Source organism: Spirillospora sp. NPDC048824, from assembly GCF_043198455.1.
Lineage (GTDB): Bacteria > Actinomycetota > Actinomycetes > Streptosporangiales > Streptosporangiaceae > Spirillospora.
The window spans coordinates 214,383-229,551 of sequence record NZ_JBICUS010000001.1 but is presented as its reverse complement, the minus strand read 5'-3'; the positions used below and the strand labels follow the sequence as shown (position 1 = coordinate 229,551).

At 70.3% G+C, this 15,169-nt stretch carries 15 protein-coding genes; 9 read left to right on the top strand and 6 right to left on the bottom strand.

The genetic code is table 11. The features are described 5' to 3' along the window. Positions 1–18: 18 nt before the first annotated feature. The 5 genes from ACGFIS_RS01040 to ACGFIS_RS01020 form a co-directional block, all read right to left on the bottom strand. Positions 19–795, bottom strand: a complete 777-nt coding sequence (locus tag ACGFIS_RS01040) for an ABC transporter ATP-binding protein (protein ID WP_392907266.1) — start codon at positions 793–795, stop codon at positions 19–21. After that, positions 792–1,664 carry an ABC transporter permease gene (locus ACGFIS_RS01035; RefSeq protein WP_392907269.1) on the bottom strand — a complete coding sequence of 291 codons (873 nt, stop codon included), beginning with the start codon at positions 1,662–1,664 and terminating at the stop codon, positions 792–794. The genes ACGFIS_RS01040 and ACGFIS_RS01035 overlap by 4 nt, the downstream gene beginning before the upstream one ends. Then, entirely contained in the window at positions 1,657–2,727 is a 1,071-nt protein-coding gene (locus tag ACGFIS_RS01030) for an ABC transporter substrate-binding protein (RefSeq protein WP_392907272.1), read from the bottom strand. Before ACGFIS_RS01030 ends, ACGFIS_RS01035 begins: the two co-directional genes overlap by 8 nt. 6 nt (positions 2,728–2,733) lie before the next feature. Next, positions 2,734–3,360, bottom strand: a complete 627-nt coding sequence (locus ACGFIS_RS01025) for an isochorismatase family protein (protein WP_392907275.1) — start codon at positions 3,358–3,360, stop codon at positions 2,734–2,736. Between the two features lie 271 nt (positions 3,361–3,631). Next, positions 3,632–4,363 carry a GntR family transcriptional regulator gene (locus ACGFIS_RS01020; protein ID WP_392907278.1) on the bottom strand — a complete coding sequence of 244 codons (732 nt, stop codon included), beginning with the start codon at positions 4,361–4,363 and terminating at the stop codon, positions 3,632–3,634. A 244-nt stretch (positions 4,364–4,607) separates the two neighbouring features. Between ACGFIS_RS01020 and ACGFIS_RS01015 the strand changes: the two genes are divergently transcribed. The 5 genes from ACGFIS_RS01015 (at position 4,608) to ACGFIS_RS00995 (ending at position 10,440) form a co-directional block, all read left to right on the top strand. Next, positions 4,608–5,381 carry an alpha/beta fold hydrolase gene (locus ACGFIS_RS01015; RefSeq protein ID WP_392907281.1) on the top strand — a complete coding sequence of 258 codons (774 nt, stop codon included), beginning with the start codon at positions 4,608–4,610 and terminating at the stop codon, positions 5,379–5,381. Between the two features lie 11 nt (positions 5,382–5,392). After that, positions 5,393–6,433, top strand: a complete 1,041-nt coding sequence (locus ACGFIS_RS01010; RefSeq protein ID WP_392907284.1) for a leucyl aminopeptidase — start codon at positions 5,393–5,395, stop codon at positions 6,431–6,433. Positions 6,434–6,501: 68 nt separating this feature from the next. Then, positions 6,502–7,521, top strand: coding sequence for an amidohydrolase family protein (locus tag ACGFIS_RS01005; protein WP_392907287.1), 1,020 nt, complete (start codon positions 6,502–6,504; stop codon positions 7,519–7,521). A gap of 356 nt (positions 7,522–7,877) precedes the next feature. Continuing rightward, positions 7,878–10,208 (top strand): pyruvate dehydrogenase, encoded by a 2,331-nt coding sequence (locus ACGFIS_RS01000; protein ID WP_392968886.1) that lies wholly within the window; start codon positions 7,878–7,880, stop codon positions 10,206–10,208. A 70-nt stretch (positions 10,209–10,278) separates the two neighbouring features. Further along, positions 10,279–10,440 carry a hypothetical protein gene (locus tag ACGFIS_RS00995; RefSeq protein WP_392907612.1) on the top strand — a complete coding sequence of 54 codons (162 nt, stop codon included), beginning with the start codon at positions 10,279–10,281 and terminating at the stop codon, positions 10,438–10,440. Between the two features lie 90 nt (positions 10,441–10,530). On the opposite strand, the gene ACGFIS_RS00990 is transcribed toward ACGFIS_RS00995, so the two are convergent. Further along, positions 10,531–10,977, bottom strand: coding sequence for a MarR family winged helix-turn-helix transcriptional regulator (locus tag ACGFIS_RS00990; protein ID WP_392907293.1), 447 nt, complete (start codon positions 10,975–10,977; stop codon positions 10,531–10,533). 155 nt (positions 10,978–11,132) lie between these two features. On the opposite strand from ACGFIS_RS00990, the gene ACGFIS_RS00985 reads away from it, so the two are divergent. The 4 genes from ACGFIS_RS00985 to ACGFIS_RS00970 all read left to right on the top strand — a co-directional run bounded on the left by ACGFIS_RS00985 (position 11,133) and on the right by ACGFIS_RS00970 (position 15,113). Then, a complete protein-coding gene (locus tag ACGFIS_RS00985) occupies positions 11,133–12,221 on the top strand; it encodes an LLM class flavin-dependent oxidoreductase (protein WP_392907296.1) in 1,089 nt (362 codons plus the stop codon). Continuing rightward, positions 12,218–12,865 carry an NAD(P)H-dependent oxidoreductase gene (locus ACGFIS_RS00980; RefSeq protein WP_392907299.1) on the top strand — a complete coding sequence of 216 codons (648 nt, stop codon included), beginning with the start codon at positions 12,218–12,220 and terminating at the stop codon, positions 12,863–12,865. The genes ACGFIS_RS00985 and ACGFIS_RS00980 overlap by 4 nt, the downstream gene beginning before the upstream one ends. Positions 12,866–12,993: 128 nt before the next feature. After that, positions 12,994–13,686 carry a response regulator transcription factor gene (locus ACGFIS_RS00975; RefSeq protein WP_392907614.1) on the top strand — a complete coding sequence of 231 codons (693 nt, stop codon included), beginning with the start codon at positions 12,994–12,996 and terminating at the stop codon, positions 13,684–13,686. Next, positions 13,683–15,113: an ATP-binding protein gene (locus ACGFIS_RS00970; protein ID WP_392968883.1), complete on the top strand. Its 1,431-nt coding sequence runs from the start codon at positions 13,683–13,685 to the stop codon at positions 15,111–15,113. The genes ACGFIS_RS00975 and ACGFIS_RS00970 overlap by 4 nt, the downstream gene beginning before the upstream one ends. Positions 15,114–15,169 lie beyond the last annotated feature (56 nt).

The following is a 15,169-nucleotide window of genomic DNA, read 5'->3' as shown; positions in this document are numbered from 1 at the left end:
TGAGATCGACCCGCACCGTCAGCGGACTTCCGCCCCGGTCCGGCCGCCGACCGCCGCCTCGGAGCCGAACAGACCGACGATGCGCTTGCGGTGCTCGCCGAACTCGGCGGCCGCGGGGTCCCGGGGGTAGGGCATGTCCACGTCGATGTCCGCGAGGATCCCCGTCGGTTTGGGGGAGCAGACGACGACGCGGCTGCCCACGACGAGGGCTTCCTCTATGTCGTGGGTGACCAGCACGATGGTGAGCGCGGTGCGTTCCCAGAGCGACACGATCTCCTGCCGGAGACGCCGCCGCGTCTGCACGTCGAGCGCGCTGAACGGCTCGTCCATCATCAGCACGCTCGGTTCCACCGACAGTGCCCGGGCGATCGAGACGCGCTGCTGCTCCCCGCCGGAGAGCGCGTGAGCGGGGCGGTCCGCCAGGGCGCCGATGCCCACCGTCTCCAGGAAGCCGCGGGCGCGTTCCCGGATCTCGCGCCTTGAGCCGTCGACTCCTCGCAGCTTCATGCCGAGGACCACGTTGTCCAACGCGGTTCTCCACGGCGCCAGGCGAGCGGCCTGGAAGACGTACGCGAGACTGTCCCATGATTGCGCCGCCGGACGGCCGTTCACGGTGACACTGCCGCCGTGATGGCCGGCGAGTCCGCCGAGAATGCGCAGCATCGTCGACTTGCCGCAGCCGCTCGGCCCCAGCAGCGTGACCAGTTCCCCGTCCCGAATCCCGAGATCGATGCCATCGATGATGACCTCGTCACCGAACCGGACTTCCAGATTCTGGATGTCTATGGTGTTCACCGCGCCACCGCCGTCCCGGTCCGCTTGGCGAACCAATGTGCCAGGGGGTCGAAGAGGAGCCGTTCCACCACGCTGACGATCACAAGGACCACGATGATCGTGGCGAAGACCGTCGGCGAGTCGAAGGACTGCCTTGCCCGGTTCATGACGAGTCCCAGCCCGGTCTGCGAGCCGAAGAACTCCGCGATGAGCGCGACCTTCCACCCCACCGAGAAGGAAAGGCGGGCCGCGGCGAAGATGTAGGGCACCAGCAACGGCAGCTCGATCGCGAAGAGGACACGGACCCGCGACCGGGTGAAACTGTGCCCCATCTCCAGCAGCCCGGGATCGAGCGCGCGTTTGCCCTCCCAGAGGTTGACCAGGCAGAAGGGGACCGTGATCGCGGTCACCACGAAGACCACCGAGAAGTCTCCGACACCGAACCAGATGACGCCGAGGATCGCCCAGCCGAGGGCCGGGACGCTGTTGAAGAACGGCAGTACACGCTTGCCGATCAGCAGTTCGGTGACCGGTGCGACGCCGGCGAGGAAGACGAGCAGGCTGCCGATGCACGTCGCCAGCAGCACCGCCAGCACGATCCGGACCATCGAGGTCCAGGTGTGCACCGCGCCTTCGCCGACCAGCAGGTCGATGCTCTCCCGGCCCACCTCGACGGGGTTCGGCAGTTCGGCCGCGGAGACGTTCGCCGAATACCAGAACCACGCCGCGAGCAGCAGCAGCGGCAGGCCGTCGGCCAGCAGGCGGGCGAGGATCCAGCGGCGGCCGGGCTTCGCCGTCCCGCCACCGGGGACGGGGTCGCGGTCCCGCGTCCCGCGCCCGGTGCCGCCCCGCTCGCCCAGGACCGCGGTGCCCGTGCCGTGCTCACTCACCGGTGCCGCCGTTGACCACGATCTCGCCGAGATCCGGGTTCTTCGGCAGGTGCCCGCCCTCGTGCGCAAGCCGGTAGAACTTGCCCGCCCACTCGATCCATTCGGGGTCGGTGCCGCCCCCGAAACGGTAGGACTTCTGGTTCCACCAGTACTCGATGAACGCGGCCTCGACGCCGGTCTGCTCGCTGATCTCCGGAGCCAGTTCGCTCACGTTCTTCTCCGCGTAGGCGACCGACTCGCCGATCATGCGCTGGAACTCGGCGACACACTTCGACTTCTTCTTGAGCAGGTCACCCGGCACGACATAGGCGGCGCCCACCAGCCATGCCCCGCTGATCTCGCGGAAGTCGTTGTCGATATCGGCCACGACCCGGAGGCCGGGGTCATTGCTCGCACGCCAGCCCGCCTGATGGAACAGGACGGCGGCGTCGATGTCGCCCTTCTTGAGGGCGCTGTACATCGTCTGCGGATCCAGTTCGACGTACTTGATGTCGCCGCCCTCGGCCTTGGCGTCCAGGCCATACTTCTTCGTGTACACGATCTGCGTCGACATCATCACGCTCGAACCGAATCCGCTGACGCCGACCGTCTTCCCCTTCAGGTCGCGCCCGCTCTGAATGTCGGATCCGCTGGGAACGAAAGTCTTGGTTCCGCCGCCGGTCTGCGCCTGGATGAGGCCGACGATGCGCAGGTCGACGCCACCCTTCTCGCGCGCGTTGACCACACCCGGCAGTGAGGTGCCGACCACGTCGTACTGCCCCGAGGCGGTCGCCTGGATGAGCGCCGGAATCTGCAGGTAATCGATCTTCAACTTGCCGATCACCTCGGACTTCACCTGGCCCTTCTCGATCGCGTGGTAGGCCGCGCGGTGCGAGTCGTCGTCCAGCGCACCGAGGGTGAAGGTGCCGCAGCGGCCGGTGCCGTCCGACGCGCCCTGCCCGACGCCGCATGCCGAAATCGTCAGCAGAATGGCCGCCATCGTGGATGTGGTCTTCAGAGAAACCATTGAACTAACCCCTTCCATGGGGTGACTGCCGCTTCGGGAGCCCGTTTGGCCGGCCACCGCGGATCAATCGGCGGCCGGGATGCCCGCGAGGTGGGCGAGCGTTTCGGCGAGGCTGAGGACGTCGGCGTACTTCTGGTTCATGTCGAACAGGCTCGCCTCGTGCGGCCCCCGGGCCCGGTCCGCCACGCACTCCCGCGGCACCAGAACCGGGTATCCCAGCTGCACGGCGTCGACGACGGTCGCGCGCACGCACCCGCTCGTGGTCGCCCCGCACACGATCACCGTGTCGACGCGATCGCGGGTGAGCCGTCCGGCCAGGTCGGTGCCGTGGAACGCCGACGGCCCCCTCTTGACCACGAGTGCCTCGTCGGCCCGCCGACCGAGGCGTTCGTCCAGCCGGACGGCCCGCGACCCCGCCATGAACGTGCGCAGACCGGGCGCCTTGTCCCACCATGCGGTGGCGTCGTGCGGGCCCTCGTGGGCGATCGTGGTGAAGACGCGGGGGAAGCCCCGTTCCCGCGCCGAGGCCAGCAGCACGGCGCACGCCTCGACCTCGGCCGACATGTCGGCCCCGGTGGGGAACGACGGATCGGTGAATCCCTCGCTGAAGTCGACGACGACCACGGCCGGGCGGTGGCCGCGACGTACGGGCCGTCCGAACCCGGCCTCGGTGTAGGTGGCTTCCAGCATGTCCCGCTCTCCTCACTCCGACGGAACGTAGGGCCAAAGTGAACACACTTCATCCAGCGAAGTCAACCCTTTGGCCAACAAAGTGGATCCACTTAATCTACTGGCTCGGAGGTCGCGGTCGCCGCGGGCGCATCGCCGAAGACTCGGCCGCCACGCCGGAGCCGAGTCGCGAAGGTACAGGTCAAGGGAGTGCGGGAGGCGGGTAGGGCGCCAGGGAGTAAAGGTGAGAGCCCGCTCCGTAACCGCCCATGGACGGTGACGGAGCGGGCTGTCAGTCCTGCGCGGTGCCCAGCACCATGCGCAGCGCCGTCCGGACGCCGACCGGCTCGTACTCGGGCGCGGTGTGCGCCATGGTCGTCAGGACGGTCCTCGCGAGATGCCTGACGATCGACTCGACCGCCGTGGACTGGTCGCCGCTCTCCAGCGCCTCGAGCAGCTTCGTGTGCTCCCGGTGCGCGACGTCCAGTGTCTGCACCTCATGAACCCGGTTCTGCGTGATGTACCGCTGGCAGTGCTCCGCCAGGCTCGACATGATCTGCCGCACCTGACCGCCGACGCGCGCGCTGTGTACCGCATGGAAGTCGTGGTGCGCCTGCTGCCACGACTTCCAGTCGCCGGCCTCGGCCAGCGTCTCCATCCGCTCTAGGAGCGCCCTCATCTGCGCAAAGCGCTCCGCGTTCAACTCGGGAAGGGTGAGCGCGACGCCCAGGGACTCCAGGAGGATCCTCGCGCCGTAGACCTGGTCGACGTAGGCGATGTCGATGTCGCTGACGCGTGCGCGCTGGTTGGGCGCGATCTCGAGCAGCCCCTCCTCCTGCAGCATCCGGAAGGCCTCGCGCAACGGCGTGCGGCTGACTCCGAGCGTCCTCGCCAGCTCGGCCTGGGCCACGGTCGACCCCGGCGGCAGCGTCCCGTCGAGGATCAGCCGGCGGACGTGGGCGTGGATGTCGACGACCAGCCGTCGGCCGTCGGCTCGCTGGGGCGACCCGATTTCAACGCTCATCACCATGTCTCCCGGTACGTGGACGGCACACCCGAGCACGGCGAGTCACGGCCGCGTCGTTTCGCGCCCCCAACTGTACTCAACTCTCCACCGTTCCGGAGGAATACTTGACTTTCTCCACGCAAAGTGGATCCACTTCTCCCATGAAACATCAGTTGAAGGCGCCGGTCGGCTCCGATCGCCGGGCCCCGCAGTGACGGGGGAGGGAGGTCCCGCGCCGGAGCCGCGCGGGGACAGCCTGCCGGTGGACGCCGGCGGCCTCCGGCTGCGGGTGCTTCGCTACGGCGGCGGCGGAGGCGCCCCGCCGCTGCTGGTGCTGCCGGGGATCACCACCACGGCGCACGCGGCGGAGTTCATCGCCCTCGCCCTCGCCGACCGGTACACGGTTTACGTGCCGGACCTGCGCGGCCGCGGCAGATCCGGGCGGGCCCCCGCGGGCCACTACACGCTCGGCCACCATGTGGACGACGTCGCCGCCATCGTCGCGTCCCTGCAGCTGGACGCGCCGGCGCTGCTCGGCCACTCGTTCGGCGCGCGCATCGCGGCGGCGTATGCGGTGCGGCACCCCGGACGGCACGGCCGTGTCGTTCTGGTCGACCCGCCGCTGTCGGGTCCGGGCCGGCGGCCCTACCCGACCACCCGGGAGGACTTCCTCGCGCAACTCGGTGAGGCCCGCCGGGCGGCGGGCCTTACCGAACTGATCCGAGCGCGCTACCCGCGCTGGCCGCGGCGTGAGATCGCCATCAGGGCACGGGAACTGCCGACCTGCGACCCCGTTGCCGTCCTGGAGACTCTCGACGGCTTTCACCGCGACGACTTCCACGACCTCTGGCGCCGGCTGCTCCCACCGGTCGCCCTGGTGCGCGGCGAGGCGAGCCCGGTCGTCACCGCCGCCGACTCCGCCGAGCTCGCGCGCGCCAACCCCGCACTCCCGGTGATCTCCGTTCCGGACGCCGGTCACATGGTGCCGTGGGACAACCCGGACGGGTTCTGGGCCGCCCTGCGGAACCACCTCTGAGAGGAATGACGATGTACGACCAGAGCCTGATCCAGGGACTGTTCCGCGGCCAGCTGACACTGTGCGGCGTCCACGAAGGCGAGCGGGTGACCGTGCTGTCGCGGGGGCGCGAACGGCTCGACTACGCCGACGCCTTCATGTACGCGGCCAGAAGCCTCGGCGCCACCACCTTTCACCTGCGCCTGCCGCACCCGCTCCCGGACACGGGAACCTGGTCGGTGGGATCGACCGAGCTCGCCGCGAGCCCCCAGGCGGTCGAGGCGCTGAAGCAGTCGGACATGCTCGTCGACCTGGCGTTCCTGCTCTTCTCACCCGAGCAGTTCGCCGTCCAGGCGGCGGGCACCAGGATCCTCACGGTCGTCGAGCCGGTCGAACTGCTCGCGCGCCTCGCCCCCAGCCCGGCACTGCGCGAGCGGGTCGAGGCCGCCGCCGGACTGCTGGAGAAGGCATCGACGCTGCGCTTCACCAACGAGCACGGCACCGACGTGACCTACCGGCTCGGCGCGTACCCGACCGTTCCCGAATACGGGTACACCGACACACCGGGACGGTGGGACCACTGGCCGGCGGGATTCGTGTTCACCGGGGCCGCGGACGACGGCGTCGACGGCCGGATCGTCCTCGGCCCCGGTGACGTGCTCCTGCCACAGAACCTGTACGTGACCGGCCGCGTCGAGTTCACGATCGAGAAGGGATTCATCACCGACATACGCGGAGGGTTCGACGCGGACCTGATCCGCTCCTACATCACGTCGTTCAACGACCCGCGCGGCTACGGGATGTCCCACATCGGGTGGGGTCTCGACGAACGCGCGCACTGGCACGGGCTCGCACAGCCGTCGTTCCCAGGCGGAATGGGGATGGAGCTGCGCTCCATTTACGGCAACGTCATGTTCTCGATCGGCCCGAACAACGAACTGGGCGGTCCCAACGACACCGCCTGCCACCTCGACATTCCGATGCGCGGGTGCAGCCTGTTCCTCGACGACGAGCCGGTCGTCATCGACGGCGACATCGCGGACCCGGATCTGCGGGCGCCGTCCCGCCGGTGATCCGGACGTCTTCTCGCTCCTCGTCCCCCTCCCCCCGGGACTCTCACCGACACCAACGGAGGTAAGACATGACCGTGGTCGACAGCCAATGGCACTGGTACCCCACCGCGTTCCTCGACGCGCACATCGGAAGGGCACACGGCCCCCGAGCGGTACGGACCGCGGAGGGGTACGTCTATGAAGTCTCGCCCGACGAGGTCTGGAAGTACGACCGGCGGTTCACCGACCTCGACCATCAGGTCAAGGTGCTGGACGAGGCCGGGATCGACATGGCCGTCGTCAGCGTGGCGGCAGCGGGCGACGTCAACGACCGGGAGCGCGAGGAGGCGCACGACCTGTGCCTGCTCCTCAATGAGGAACTGTCCCGGGCCCAGGCGACTCATCCCGGGCGCTTCGCAGGGCTGGCGCACCTCCCGCTCAAGCATCCCGACCTGGCGCTCGACATGCTGGAGGACGCCGTCGGCCGGCTCGGCCTGCGCGGGATCTACCTGCCGGGCAGCATCGACGGGATGTCGGTCGCGGACGAGCGGGTGTGGCCGGTCTACGAGCGGGCGGAGGAACTCGGGCTCCCCCTGTTCCTGCATCCGACCCGCTCCTTCCGGGAACCGAGGGTCACGCCTTACAAGATGGAAGTGACGATCGGATACATGTTCGACACGAGCTTCGCGTCGATGTCCCTCATCGTCGGAGGCGTCCTCGATCGCTATCCACGGCTCAAGATCGTCCATCCGCACGTCGGGGGGACGCTGCCGTATCTGCACGGCCGGATCGACGTTTACCGGGGTAAGGGATGGTGGCCCGACCTGGACCGGCCGTTCGCGGACTACCTGCGCCGGATGTGGTTCGACACGGTCTGCAACCAACCCGAGTCCCTGAGCCTGCTGGCGGAACTGGTCGGGCCTTCGCGGCTGCTGTTCTCCAGCGACTACCCGTACTGGTCGACCCGGCACGGAATCGATCTGGTGCGGAAGGTCATACCGGACGACCAGGTCGCGGGCGTCCTCGGTGGGAACGCCATCGAACTGCTGTCTCCGACGGCAGGGGCGGTGACCTCCCCCGCCTCACCGCCGGCGCCGGTACCGGACTAGGGCGCCCTCCTGCGCCGCGGCCGGTCACTCCACCAGTTCGCGCATGACCAGAGAGGTGTTGGTCCGCTCGACGCCCGGGACCGCGAGGATCTCCCCGGCGATCCGGTAGAGGTCGTCTGCGTCGATCCCGCCCGCTGGGCCAGCGCGATCATGGTGGCCCGCGGCGTGTCGTTCAGGGCCATGAGCAGCCGCGCATCGGTCTGGTCGATGCGGTCCTCACTTCGCATGATGCTCACTTTCTACGCAGGAGATGCCACACGAGCGTGCATTCTGCCCAATGCCTATCGCACATGTTGTGCACCACTGACCTTCATGTTCTTCTTCTAGCAGTCGTATGCACGGTCAGGAGAACGCTGATGAAACAAATGGCAAGCGTGCCGGTCGCCGCGCGGCAGCCCGCCGGGGACACGTTGCGGGAGATCGAGCGCCGGGTGCTGTGGCTGGCGAGTTCGATGATCCACGAGGCCAACCGGGTGCGCCCGAACCCGTCCGGTCTCAAGGTCGGCGGCCACCAGGCCTCGTCGGCGTCCATCGTGTCGATCATGACCGCGCTGTGGTTCGGCCACCTGAGGCCGCAGGACCGGGTGTCGGTGAAACCGCACGCCTCCCCGGTGCTGCACGCGATCAACTACCTGCTCGGCGAGCTGGAGGAGTCCCACCTGCCGACGCTGCGCGCGTTCGGCGGGCTGCAAAGCTACCCGAGCCGCACCAAGGACCCCGATCCGGTGGACTACTCGACCGGCTCGGTCGGGATCGGCGCCACCGCCCCGATCTGGGGTGCGCTGGCCCGCCGCTACGTCGACCATGCGTTCGGCGGCGCCGGGACCGGCCGGCAGTACTCGCTGGTGGGCGACGCGGAGCTGGACGAGGGCGCGGTGTGGGAGGCGATCCTGGAACCCGGCGTGCGCGAGCTCGGGGAGATCGTCTGGATCGTCGACCTGAACCGCCAGTCGCTGGACCGGGTGATCCCCGACATCGCCGCCGAACGGTTGCGCGGGATGTTCGCCGCCGCCGGGTGGCAGGTGCTGACCGTGAAGTACGGGGACCTGCTGGAGGATCTGTTCGGCCGGCCCGGCGGGGACGCGCTGCGCGAGCGCATCGACCGGATGTCCAACCCGGAGTACCAGCGGCTGCTGCGCTGCGGGCCCGGCGAGCTGCGCGAGCGCCTCCCGGGAACCGGTCCGGGGCGCGAGCGGCTCGCCTCACTGATCACCGGGCTGGACGACGCCACCTTGGCGGCCGTCATCGCCGACCTGGGCGGGCATGACCTGGCGGCACTGGACCGCGCCTACTCCGCCATCGATGACGATCGGCCCACGGTCGTCTTCGCGTACACCGTGAAGGGGTACGGGCTGCCCACCCACGGCCACCCGCAGAACCATTCCTCGCTGCTGACCACCGCCCAGATGGAGGAGCTGGCGGCCGAGGTCGGCGCCGACCCGGCCCATCCCTGGACGCGGTTCGACCCGGACAGCGCCGCGGGGCTGCTGTGCGCCGAGACGGCGCGTCGGCTGCGCCGCCCCGGCGTCCGGGCGCCCAAGGTGCCGGACCCTCCCCACGACTTCGGCCGCACCCCGACCGGAACGGCGACGACCCAGGCGGCACTGGGCCGCGTGCTGATGGACCTCACCCGTTCGGCGCCCGAGATCGCCCGCAGGGTGGTGACGGTGAGCCCGGACGTCAGTTCCAGCACCAACCTGGGCGGCTGGGTCAACAAGGTGGGCGTCTGGTCGGCTCGGGAACGTCCCAACTGGTTCGCCGACGACTCCGAGACGATCCTGCACTGGCGTGAGCGACCCACCGGACAGCACATCGAGCTGGGCATCGCGGAGACCAACCTGGTCGGGTTGATCGGTGAGCTCGGCACCACCTGGAGCCGGTGGGGCGAGCCACTGCTGCCGATCGGCGTGCTGTACGACCCTTTCGTGCAGCGGGCGGCGGAGCCGTGGTCGTTCGGCATCTACGCGGGCGGCCAGTCGATCCTCGTGGGGACGCCGTCCGGCGTGAGCCTGGCACCGGAGGGCGGCGCGCACCAGTCGATCACCACCCCGTCGCTGGGCATCGAGCAGCCGGGCTGCGTCTCGTACGAGCCGGCGTTCGCCATCGACGTCGAATGGACGCTGCTCGCGTCCATGGCCCGGCTGGGGCGGCCGGACGGCGGCTCGGCGTACCTGCGCCTCTCCACCCGGCCGGTGGACCAGTCGCTCGCCGGCGTTCCACGGGATCCGGCGGCCCGCGAACGGCGCCGGGCGCAGGCGGTCGCGGGAGGCTACCTCCTGAGGCGCACCGAGTCCCCCGCGGTCACCATCGCGGCGATGGGCGCGGTGGTGCCCGAGGCCCTGATCGCGGCGGACCGGCTGGCCGGCCACGGCGTCGACGCCGACGTGGTGTGCGTGACCAGCCCCGGCCTGCTCATGAGCGCGGTGCGCGCCCGCCAGGGCCACGAGGAGGCGTCGAGCTGGATCCTCGACCGCCTCTTCCCCGCCCACCGGGCCGCCCCGCTGGTCACCGTGCTGGACGGCCATCCGCACACGCTGGCGTTCCTGGCGACGATCAACCGGGTGCCGACCACCTCGCTGGGCGTCACGCGGTTCGGCCAGTCGGGGTCCATCGAGGACGTGTACCGCCATCACGGCCTCGACGCCGACGCCATCGTCCGCGCCGGACTCGACCTGGCCGACGGCTGACGCCGGGGCGAGCATCAGCGTCGCGGCGTGCTCTGGGTCATGACCAGCAACCGCGACGGCCGGCGGCGAAATCCAGCGCGCCGCCCTCGCCCGCGCCCTCCTCGCCCGGCCCCGGATCCTCATCTGTGACGAGATCACCTCCGGGCTGGACACGCTCACCCAGGCCACCATCCTCGACCTGCTCGCCGCCTCACCATGGCACTGCTGGGCGACCCGACCGGAACCGGAGTGACCACGTGACCTACGAGATCCGCCCCGCACGCGTCGACGACCTCGACGGCGCGCAGCGTCATGCTCGACACCTTCTACCGCGGGCTCGCCCCTAGTCGCTCTCCGGCCCGAGGCGTGACCAGATCCGCGTGAGGTCGCGCAGGTCGTCGTCGTCGAGACGGTCGAGGAAGAATCGGCGCACGTCGGCATGCTGCTGCTTCCATGCCCTGCGCAGGAGGTTGCGCCCATCGGGTGTCAGGACGGCGACGTAGCCGCGCCCGTCCTCGGCCGCACGCCGGCGCTCGATGAGCCCGCGGCGCTCCAGCCGGTCGGCGAGCCGGGTGAAACCGCCGGTCGACATCAGCCGATCCCTGGCCAGCTCGGACATCCGCATGCCGGAGCGGCCGGCTCGGCCGAGCAGGGACAGGACGCTGTACTCGGCCATGCTCACGCCCAGCGGCGCGATCCCCGCCTCGATCTCACGCCAGATGCGGTCGTGGGCATACAGGAAGCCCTGCCAGGCCTCGTTCTCAAGGTCGCTCAGACGTGGAGTCGCCACGTCCGGAGCGTACCGCGCGCGACCGCCGTCCTCATCGCCGGGCATACATGTCTGCGCAGGCAGCACGCCGGGGTGGAATATCTGCCTGCGCAGACATCTTGTTATGGGTCGGGACGCCGAACGGCGTCCGCACAAGAGACCGTAAGGAGAGCACGTTGCCTACCACCGTCACCGGCGGGCGATCCCCCTTCGAGATCGGCTTCATGACGTTCGCCGAGATCACCGCCGACCCACATACCGGCACGCTTCCCTCCGCACACCAGCGCGCCCGGGAGACCATCGAGCAGGCGCGGCTCGCCGACGAGGCCGGGCTCGACCTGTTCGCCGTCGGCGAGCACCACCGCACCGACTTCGTCGGCTCGGCCCCCTCCGTCGTCCTGGCCGCGGCCGCCCAGGCCACCACGAACATCAGGCTGACCAGCGCGGTCACCGTCCTCGGCTCCGACGATCCGGTGCGGGTCTGGGAGCAGTTCGCCACGCTCGACCAGATCTCCGGGGGCCGGGCCGAGATCATCGCCGGCCGCGGCTCCTACACCGAGTCCTTCCCCCTCTTCGGCTACGACCTGGCCGACTACGCCGACCTGTACCGCGAGAAGCTCGACCTGCTGCTGCGGATCCGCGCACAGAACCCCATCACCTGGAAAGGACGGTTCCGCCCCGCACTGGACGCCGCCGACGTCGGTCCCCGCGCGCTGCAGGAGGAACTGCCGATCTGGGTCGGCGTCGGAGGAACCCCCGCCTCCGCCATCAGCACCGGCCGGCTCGGCCTCCCCATGGCCATGGCGCTGCTGCTCGGGCCGATCACCCACCACCGGCAGACCGTCGACCTGTACCGAGAAGCCGCAAAGCAGGCCGGGCACGACCCCGCCGCGCTGCGCACCAGCATCAACCTTCACGGCCACGTCGGGCGTACCAGCCAGGGCGCCCGCGACACGATGTACCCCTACTTCGCGAAGGGCATGATGGCCAACAACCACCAGCGCGGCCGCGGGTTCGCGATGCCGCGGGCCGCCTTCGAAGCCCAGACCTCCCCCAGCGCCGGTCTCGTCGTCGGCAGCCCGCAGGAGGTCATCGAGAAGCTGCTGGCCTACCACGAGCTCTACGGCCTGGACCGCGCCCTGATCCAGATCGGCTTCGGCGGGATGCCGCAGAAGGACGTCCTCGATGCGATCGAACTGCTCGGCACCGAGGTCGCCCCCGTCGTACGCCGCGAGGTCGGCGCCCGGAAGGAGCAGGCGGCATGACCACCACCGCGAGCGACCAGCGGGCTCTCACCGGCGGCCGCACCGGCCGTGCCCCCTCCCAGGAGGAGGCTCGGACACTGCGGGTGGTGGTCGTCAACGGCAGCCCGAGCGAGAAGTCCAAGACCGCCGGACTGGCCGGCGTCGTGCTGCAGACGCTCACCAGCGTGCTCGCCGTCCACGACGTCGCGGTCGAGCACACCCGGATCGACGTCTACCGGCTCGGCCCCGCCTTCACCGGAGCCTTCGAGAGGGAGGGCATCGCCCCCGAGATCGAGGACGCGCTCCGCCGCGCCGAGGACGCCGACCTGCTCATAGCCGCCACCCCGGTGTTCCGCGGCTCGTACACCGGCCTGTTCAAGCACTTCTTCGACCTGGTCGACCAGTACGCACTCGCGAACAAGCCGGTCTTCCTCGCCGCCACCGGCGGCGGGGATCACCACGCGCTGGTCCTGGAGCACGCCCTTCGCCCGTTGTTCGGGTTCTTCCAGTCGATGACCCTCCCGGTCGCCGTCTTCGCATCCTCCGGCGACTTCGACGGCACCACGCTCCTCACCCCGCGCGTCTACGGCCGCATCGAGATGGCCGTCGAGGACGTGAGCGACATCCTCACGCTCGTGGCGACTCGCGGGAAGCCGGCTGACTGACAGGTCACTTGCTCGGCTGGGGAACCTTGCAGTTGCGGTGGGGTCTCCCCGGCGACGCGCTAATCCTGCTCTCAGGTTGATCGGGGACAATGAGCGGCAAAAGCATCGACTGGAGGGGGCGGGCCGGCGTGCGGATCATGATCGCGGATGATGAGAGGGCCATCCGTGAGTCGCTGGAGCGGGTGCTCCAGGTCGAGGGTTACGACACCAGCACCGTCGCCAACGGTCTCGCCGTGCTCGACGGGGTCGGGGGGGCCGGCGGCGGCACGCTGGATCTGCTGATCCTCGACGTGATGATGCCCCGCCTCGGCGGGTTGGAGACCTGCCGGCGGTTGCGGGCCGCGGGCCGGGATCTGCCGGTGCTGATGCTGACCGCCCGTGACCAGGTCTCCGACCGGGTCGCGGGACTGGACGCGGGCGCCGACGACTACCTGCCCAAGCCGTTCGCCACCGAGGAGTTGCTGGCCCGGGTGCGGGCCCTGCTGCGCCGGCGCACGCCGCCCGACGGGGAGTCGCAGGTCCTGTCGTTCGCCGACGTCCGGCTCGATCCCGACAGGTTCGAGGCGTGGCGGGGCGAGCGGCCGCTGCGCCTGACCCGGACCGAGTTCTCCCTCCTGGAGGTCCTCCTGCGCAACGCGACCCGGGTCTTGACCCACGACGCGCTGTTCGAGGCGATCTGGGGCTTCGACATGTGCGCCAGCGCCAACAACCTCCAGGTATACGTGAGCTACCTGCGCCGCAAGATGGAGGCCGAGGGTGAGCCGCGATTGATCTACACGCTGCGCGGCCTGGGATACACGTTGCGGGAGACTCCTCCGTGAGCAGGCCCGCCGGCCGGGAACCGCGCCGGCTGACCCGATGGTGGCGCCGGCGGTCCCTGCGGACCAGGCTGACGATGATCGCGGCGACGGCCATCGCGGTCAGCGTGTTCGTGGCCTTCCAGGTGGGCATCGAGCTCCTGAACTGGGAGCTGCAGGACACCGCCGAGAATCGGCTACGCGCCGACTCCCGCGTCCTGGCGACGGACGCGGAGCGCGCCGGTCTGGCGCAGGTCCAGCTACCGCCGTATCCCGGATCCGGTCAGCTGGTGCGGGTCATCCTGCCCGACGGCTCGACCCGGACGCCGGCCGGCCAACCCGCGCTGCCCCCGGTCAGCGAGCACGCCGGGCGCGTGGCGCAGGGCGCGTCGGCCGGCCTGATGGAGTCGAACGACAGCGACGGCTACTTCATCTACACGTTGCGGGCGGGCGACGGCGCGGTCCAGGTGGCCCGCATCGCCGACGACGACAGCCCGATCACCCGGTTCGGGTTGGGCATGCTGCTGATCGGGCTGCTCTGCGTGGTCGGCGGCGCCCTTGTCGGGCGGGCCGTGGCGCGGACCGGGCTGGCACCGATCGACCGGCTGACCGCCGCCGCGGTACGTGTCGCGCACACCCGGGATCTCGACGCCGACATCCCGGATGAGGGCGGTGGGGAGATCCGGCGGCTGATTCAGTCGATCAACGACATGCTCGCCGCGCTCCGGGACTCCCGGCGGGCTCAGCGGCTGCTCGCCGAGGACGCCGCCCACGAGCTCAAGACCCCGCTCACCAGCCTGCGCCTCAACGTCGAGCTGCTGATCCGGCTCGATCGGCGCGGCACCCTGGACAGCGCACTGCCGGCGGAGAGCCGGACCCGGCTGCTCGACGATCTCGGCGCCCAGGTGGCCGAGTTGAGCACCCTTGCCGCCGAGCTGACCGACCTGGCGCGCGGTGACGTCAGCGACGAGAGCACCGAGCTGCTCGACCTCGCCGACGTGGTGGTGGCCGCCGCGACCCGGGCGCGTTCCCGCGTGCCCGACATCGAGGTCGCGCTCGACGAGACCTCCGTGTGGGTGAGCGGGCGTCCCGCCGCGCTCCAGCGGGCGGTGCTCAACCTCATCGACAACGCCGGCAAGTGGTCCCCCGCGGACCAGCCGGTCCAGGTCCGGCTCCGAGCCGAGGGCGCGTCGGCGGTGCTCGAGGTCGACGACGCCGGGCCGGGCATCGACGCCGCCGACGTACCGCGGGTGTTCGACCGGTTCTACCGTGCCGACAGCGCCCGGGCGTTGCCGGGATCCGGTCTGGGGCTGTCGATCGTGCAGCGGGTCGTCGACGCCCACGGCGGCCGGGCCACCGTCGCCCGCTCCGCACGCGGTGGCGCGCTGCTTCGGGTCGACCTTCCGGCCGCGGCCCCGCCCGCCCCGACCGCGCGGCTCACCGCCGGATAGGACACCGCGGTGCGCTGACCCGCCCCGGCGCGTGGCGCAGGCCCGAAGGGCGGCCG

Excerpts from the sequence above, each read along its gene's own strand:
- ACGFIS_RS01025 (WP_392907275.1), bottom strand. The coding sequence starts at position 3,360 with ATGCTGGAAGCCACCTACACCGAGGCCGGGTTCGGACGGCCCGTACGT.
- ACGFIS_RS01020 (WP_392907278.1), bottom strand. The coding sequence starts at position 4,363 with ATGAGCGTTGAAATCGGGTCGCCCCAGCGAGCCGACGGCCGACGGCTG.
- ACGFIS_RS01010 (WP_392907284.1), top strand. The coding sequence starts at position 5,393 with ATGTACGACCAGAGCCTGATCCAGGGACTGTTCCGCGGCCAGCTGACA.
- ACGFIS_RS01005 (WP_392907287.1), top strand. The coding sequence starts at position 6,502 with ATGACCGTGGTCGACAGCCAATGGCACTGGTACCCCACCGCGTTCCTC.
- ACGFIS_RS01000 (WP_392968886.1), top strand. The coding sequence starts at position 7,878 with ATGAAACAAATGGCAAGCGTGCCGGTCGCCGCGCGGCAGCCCGCCGGG.
- ACGFIS_RS00980 (WP_392907299.1), top strand. The coding sequence starts at position 12,218 with ATGACCACCACCGCGAGCGACCAGCGGGCTCTCACCGGCGGCCGCACC.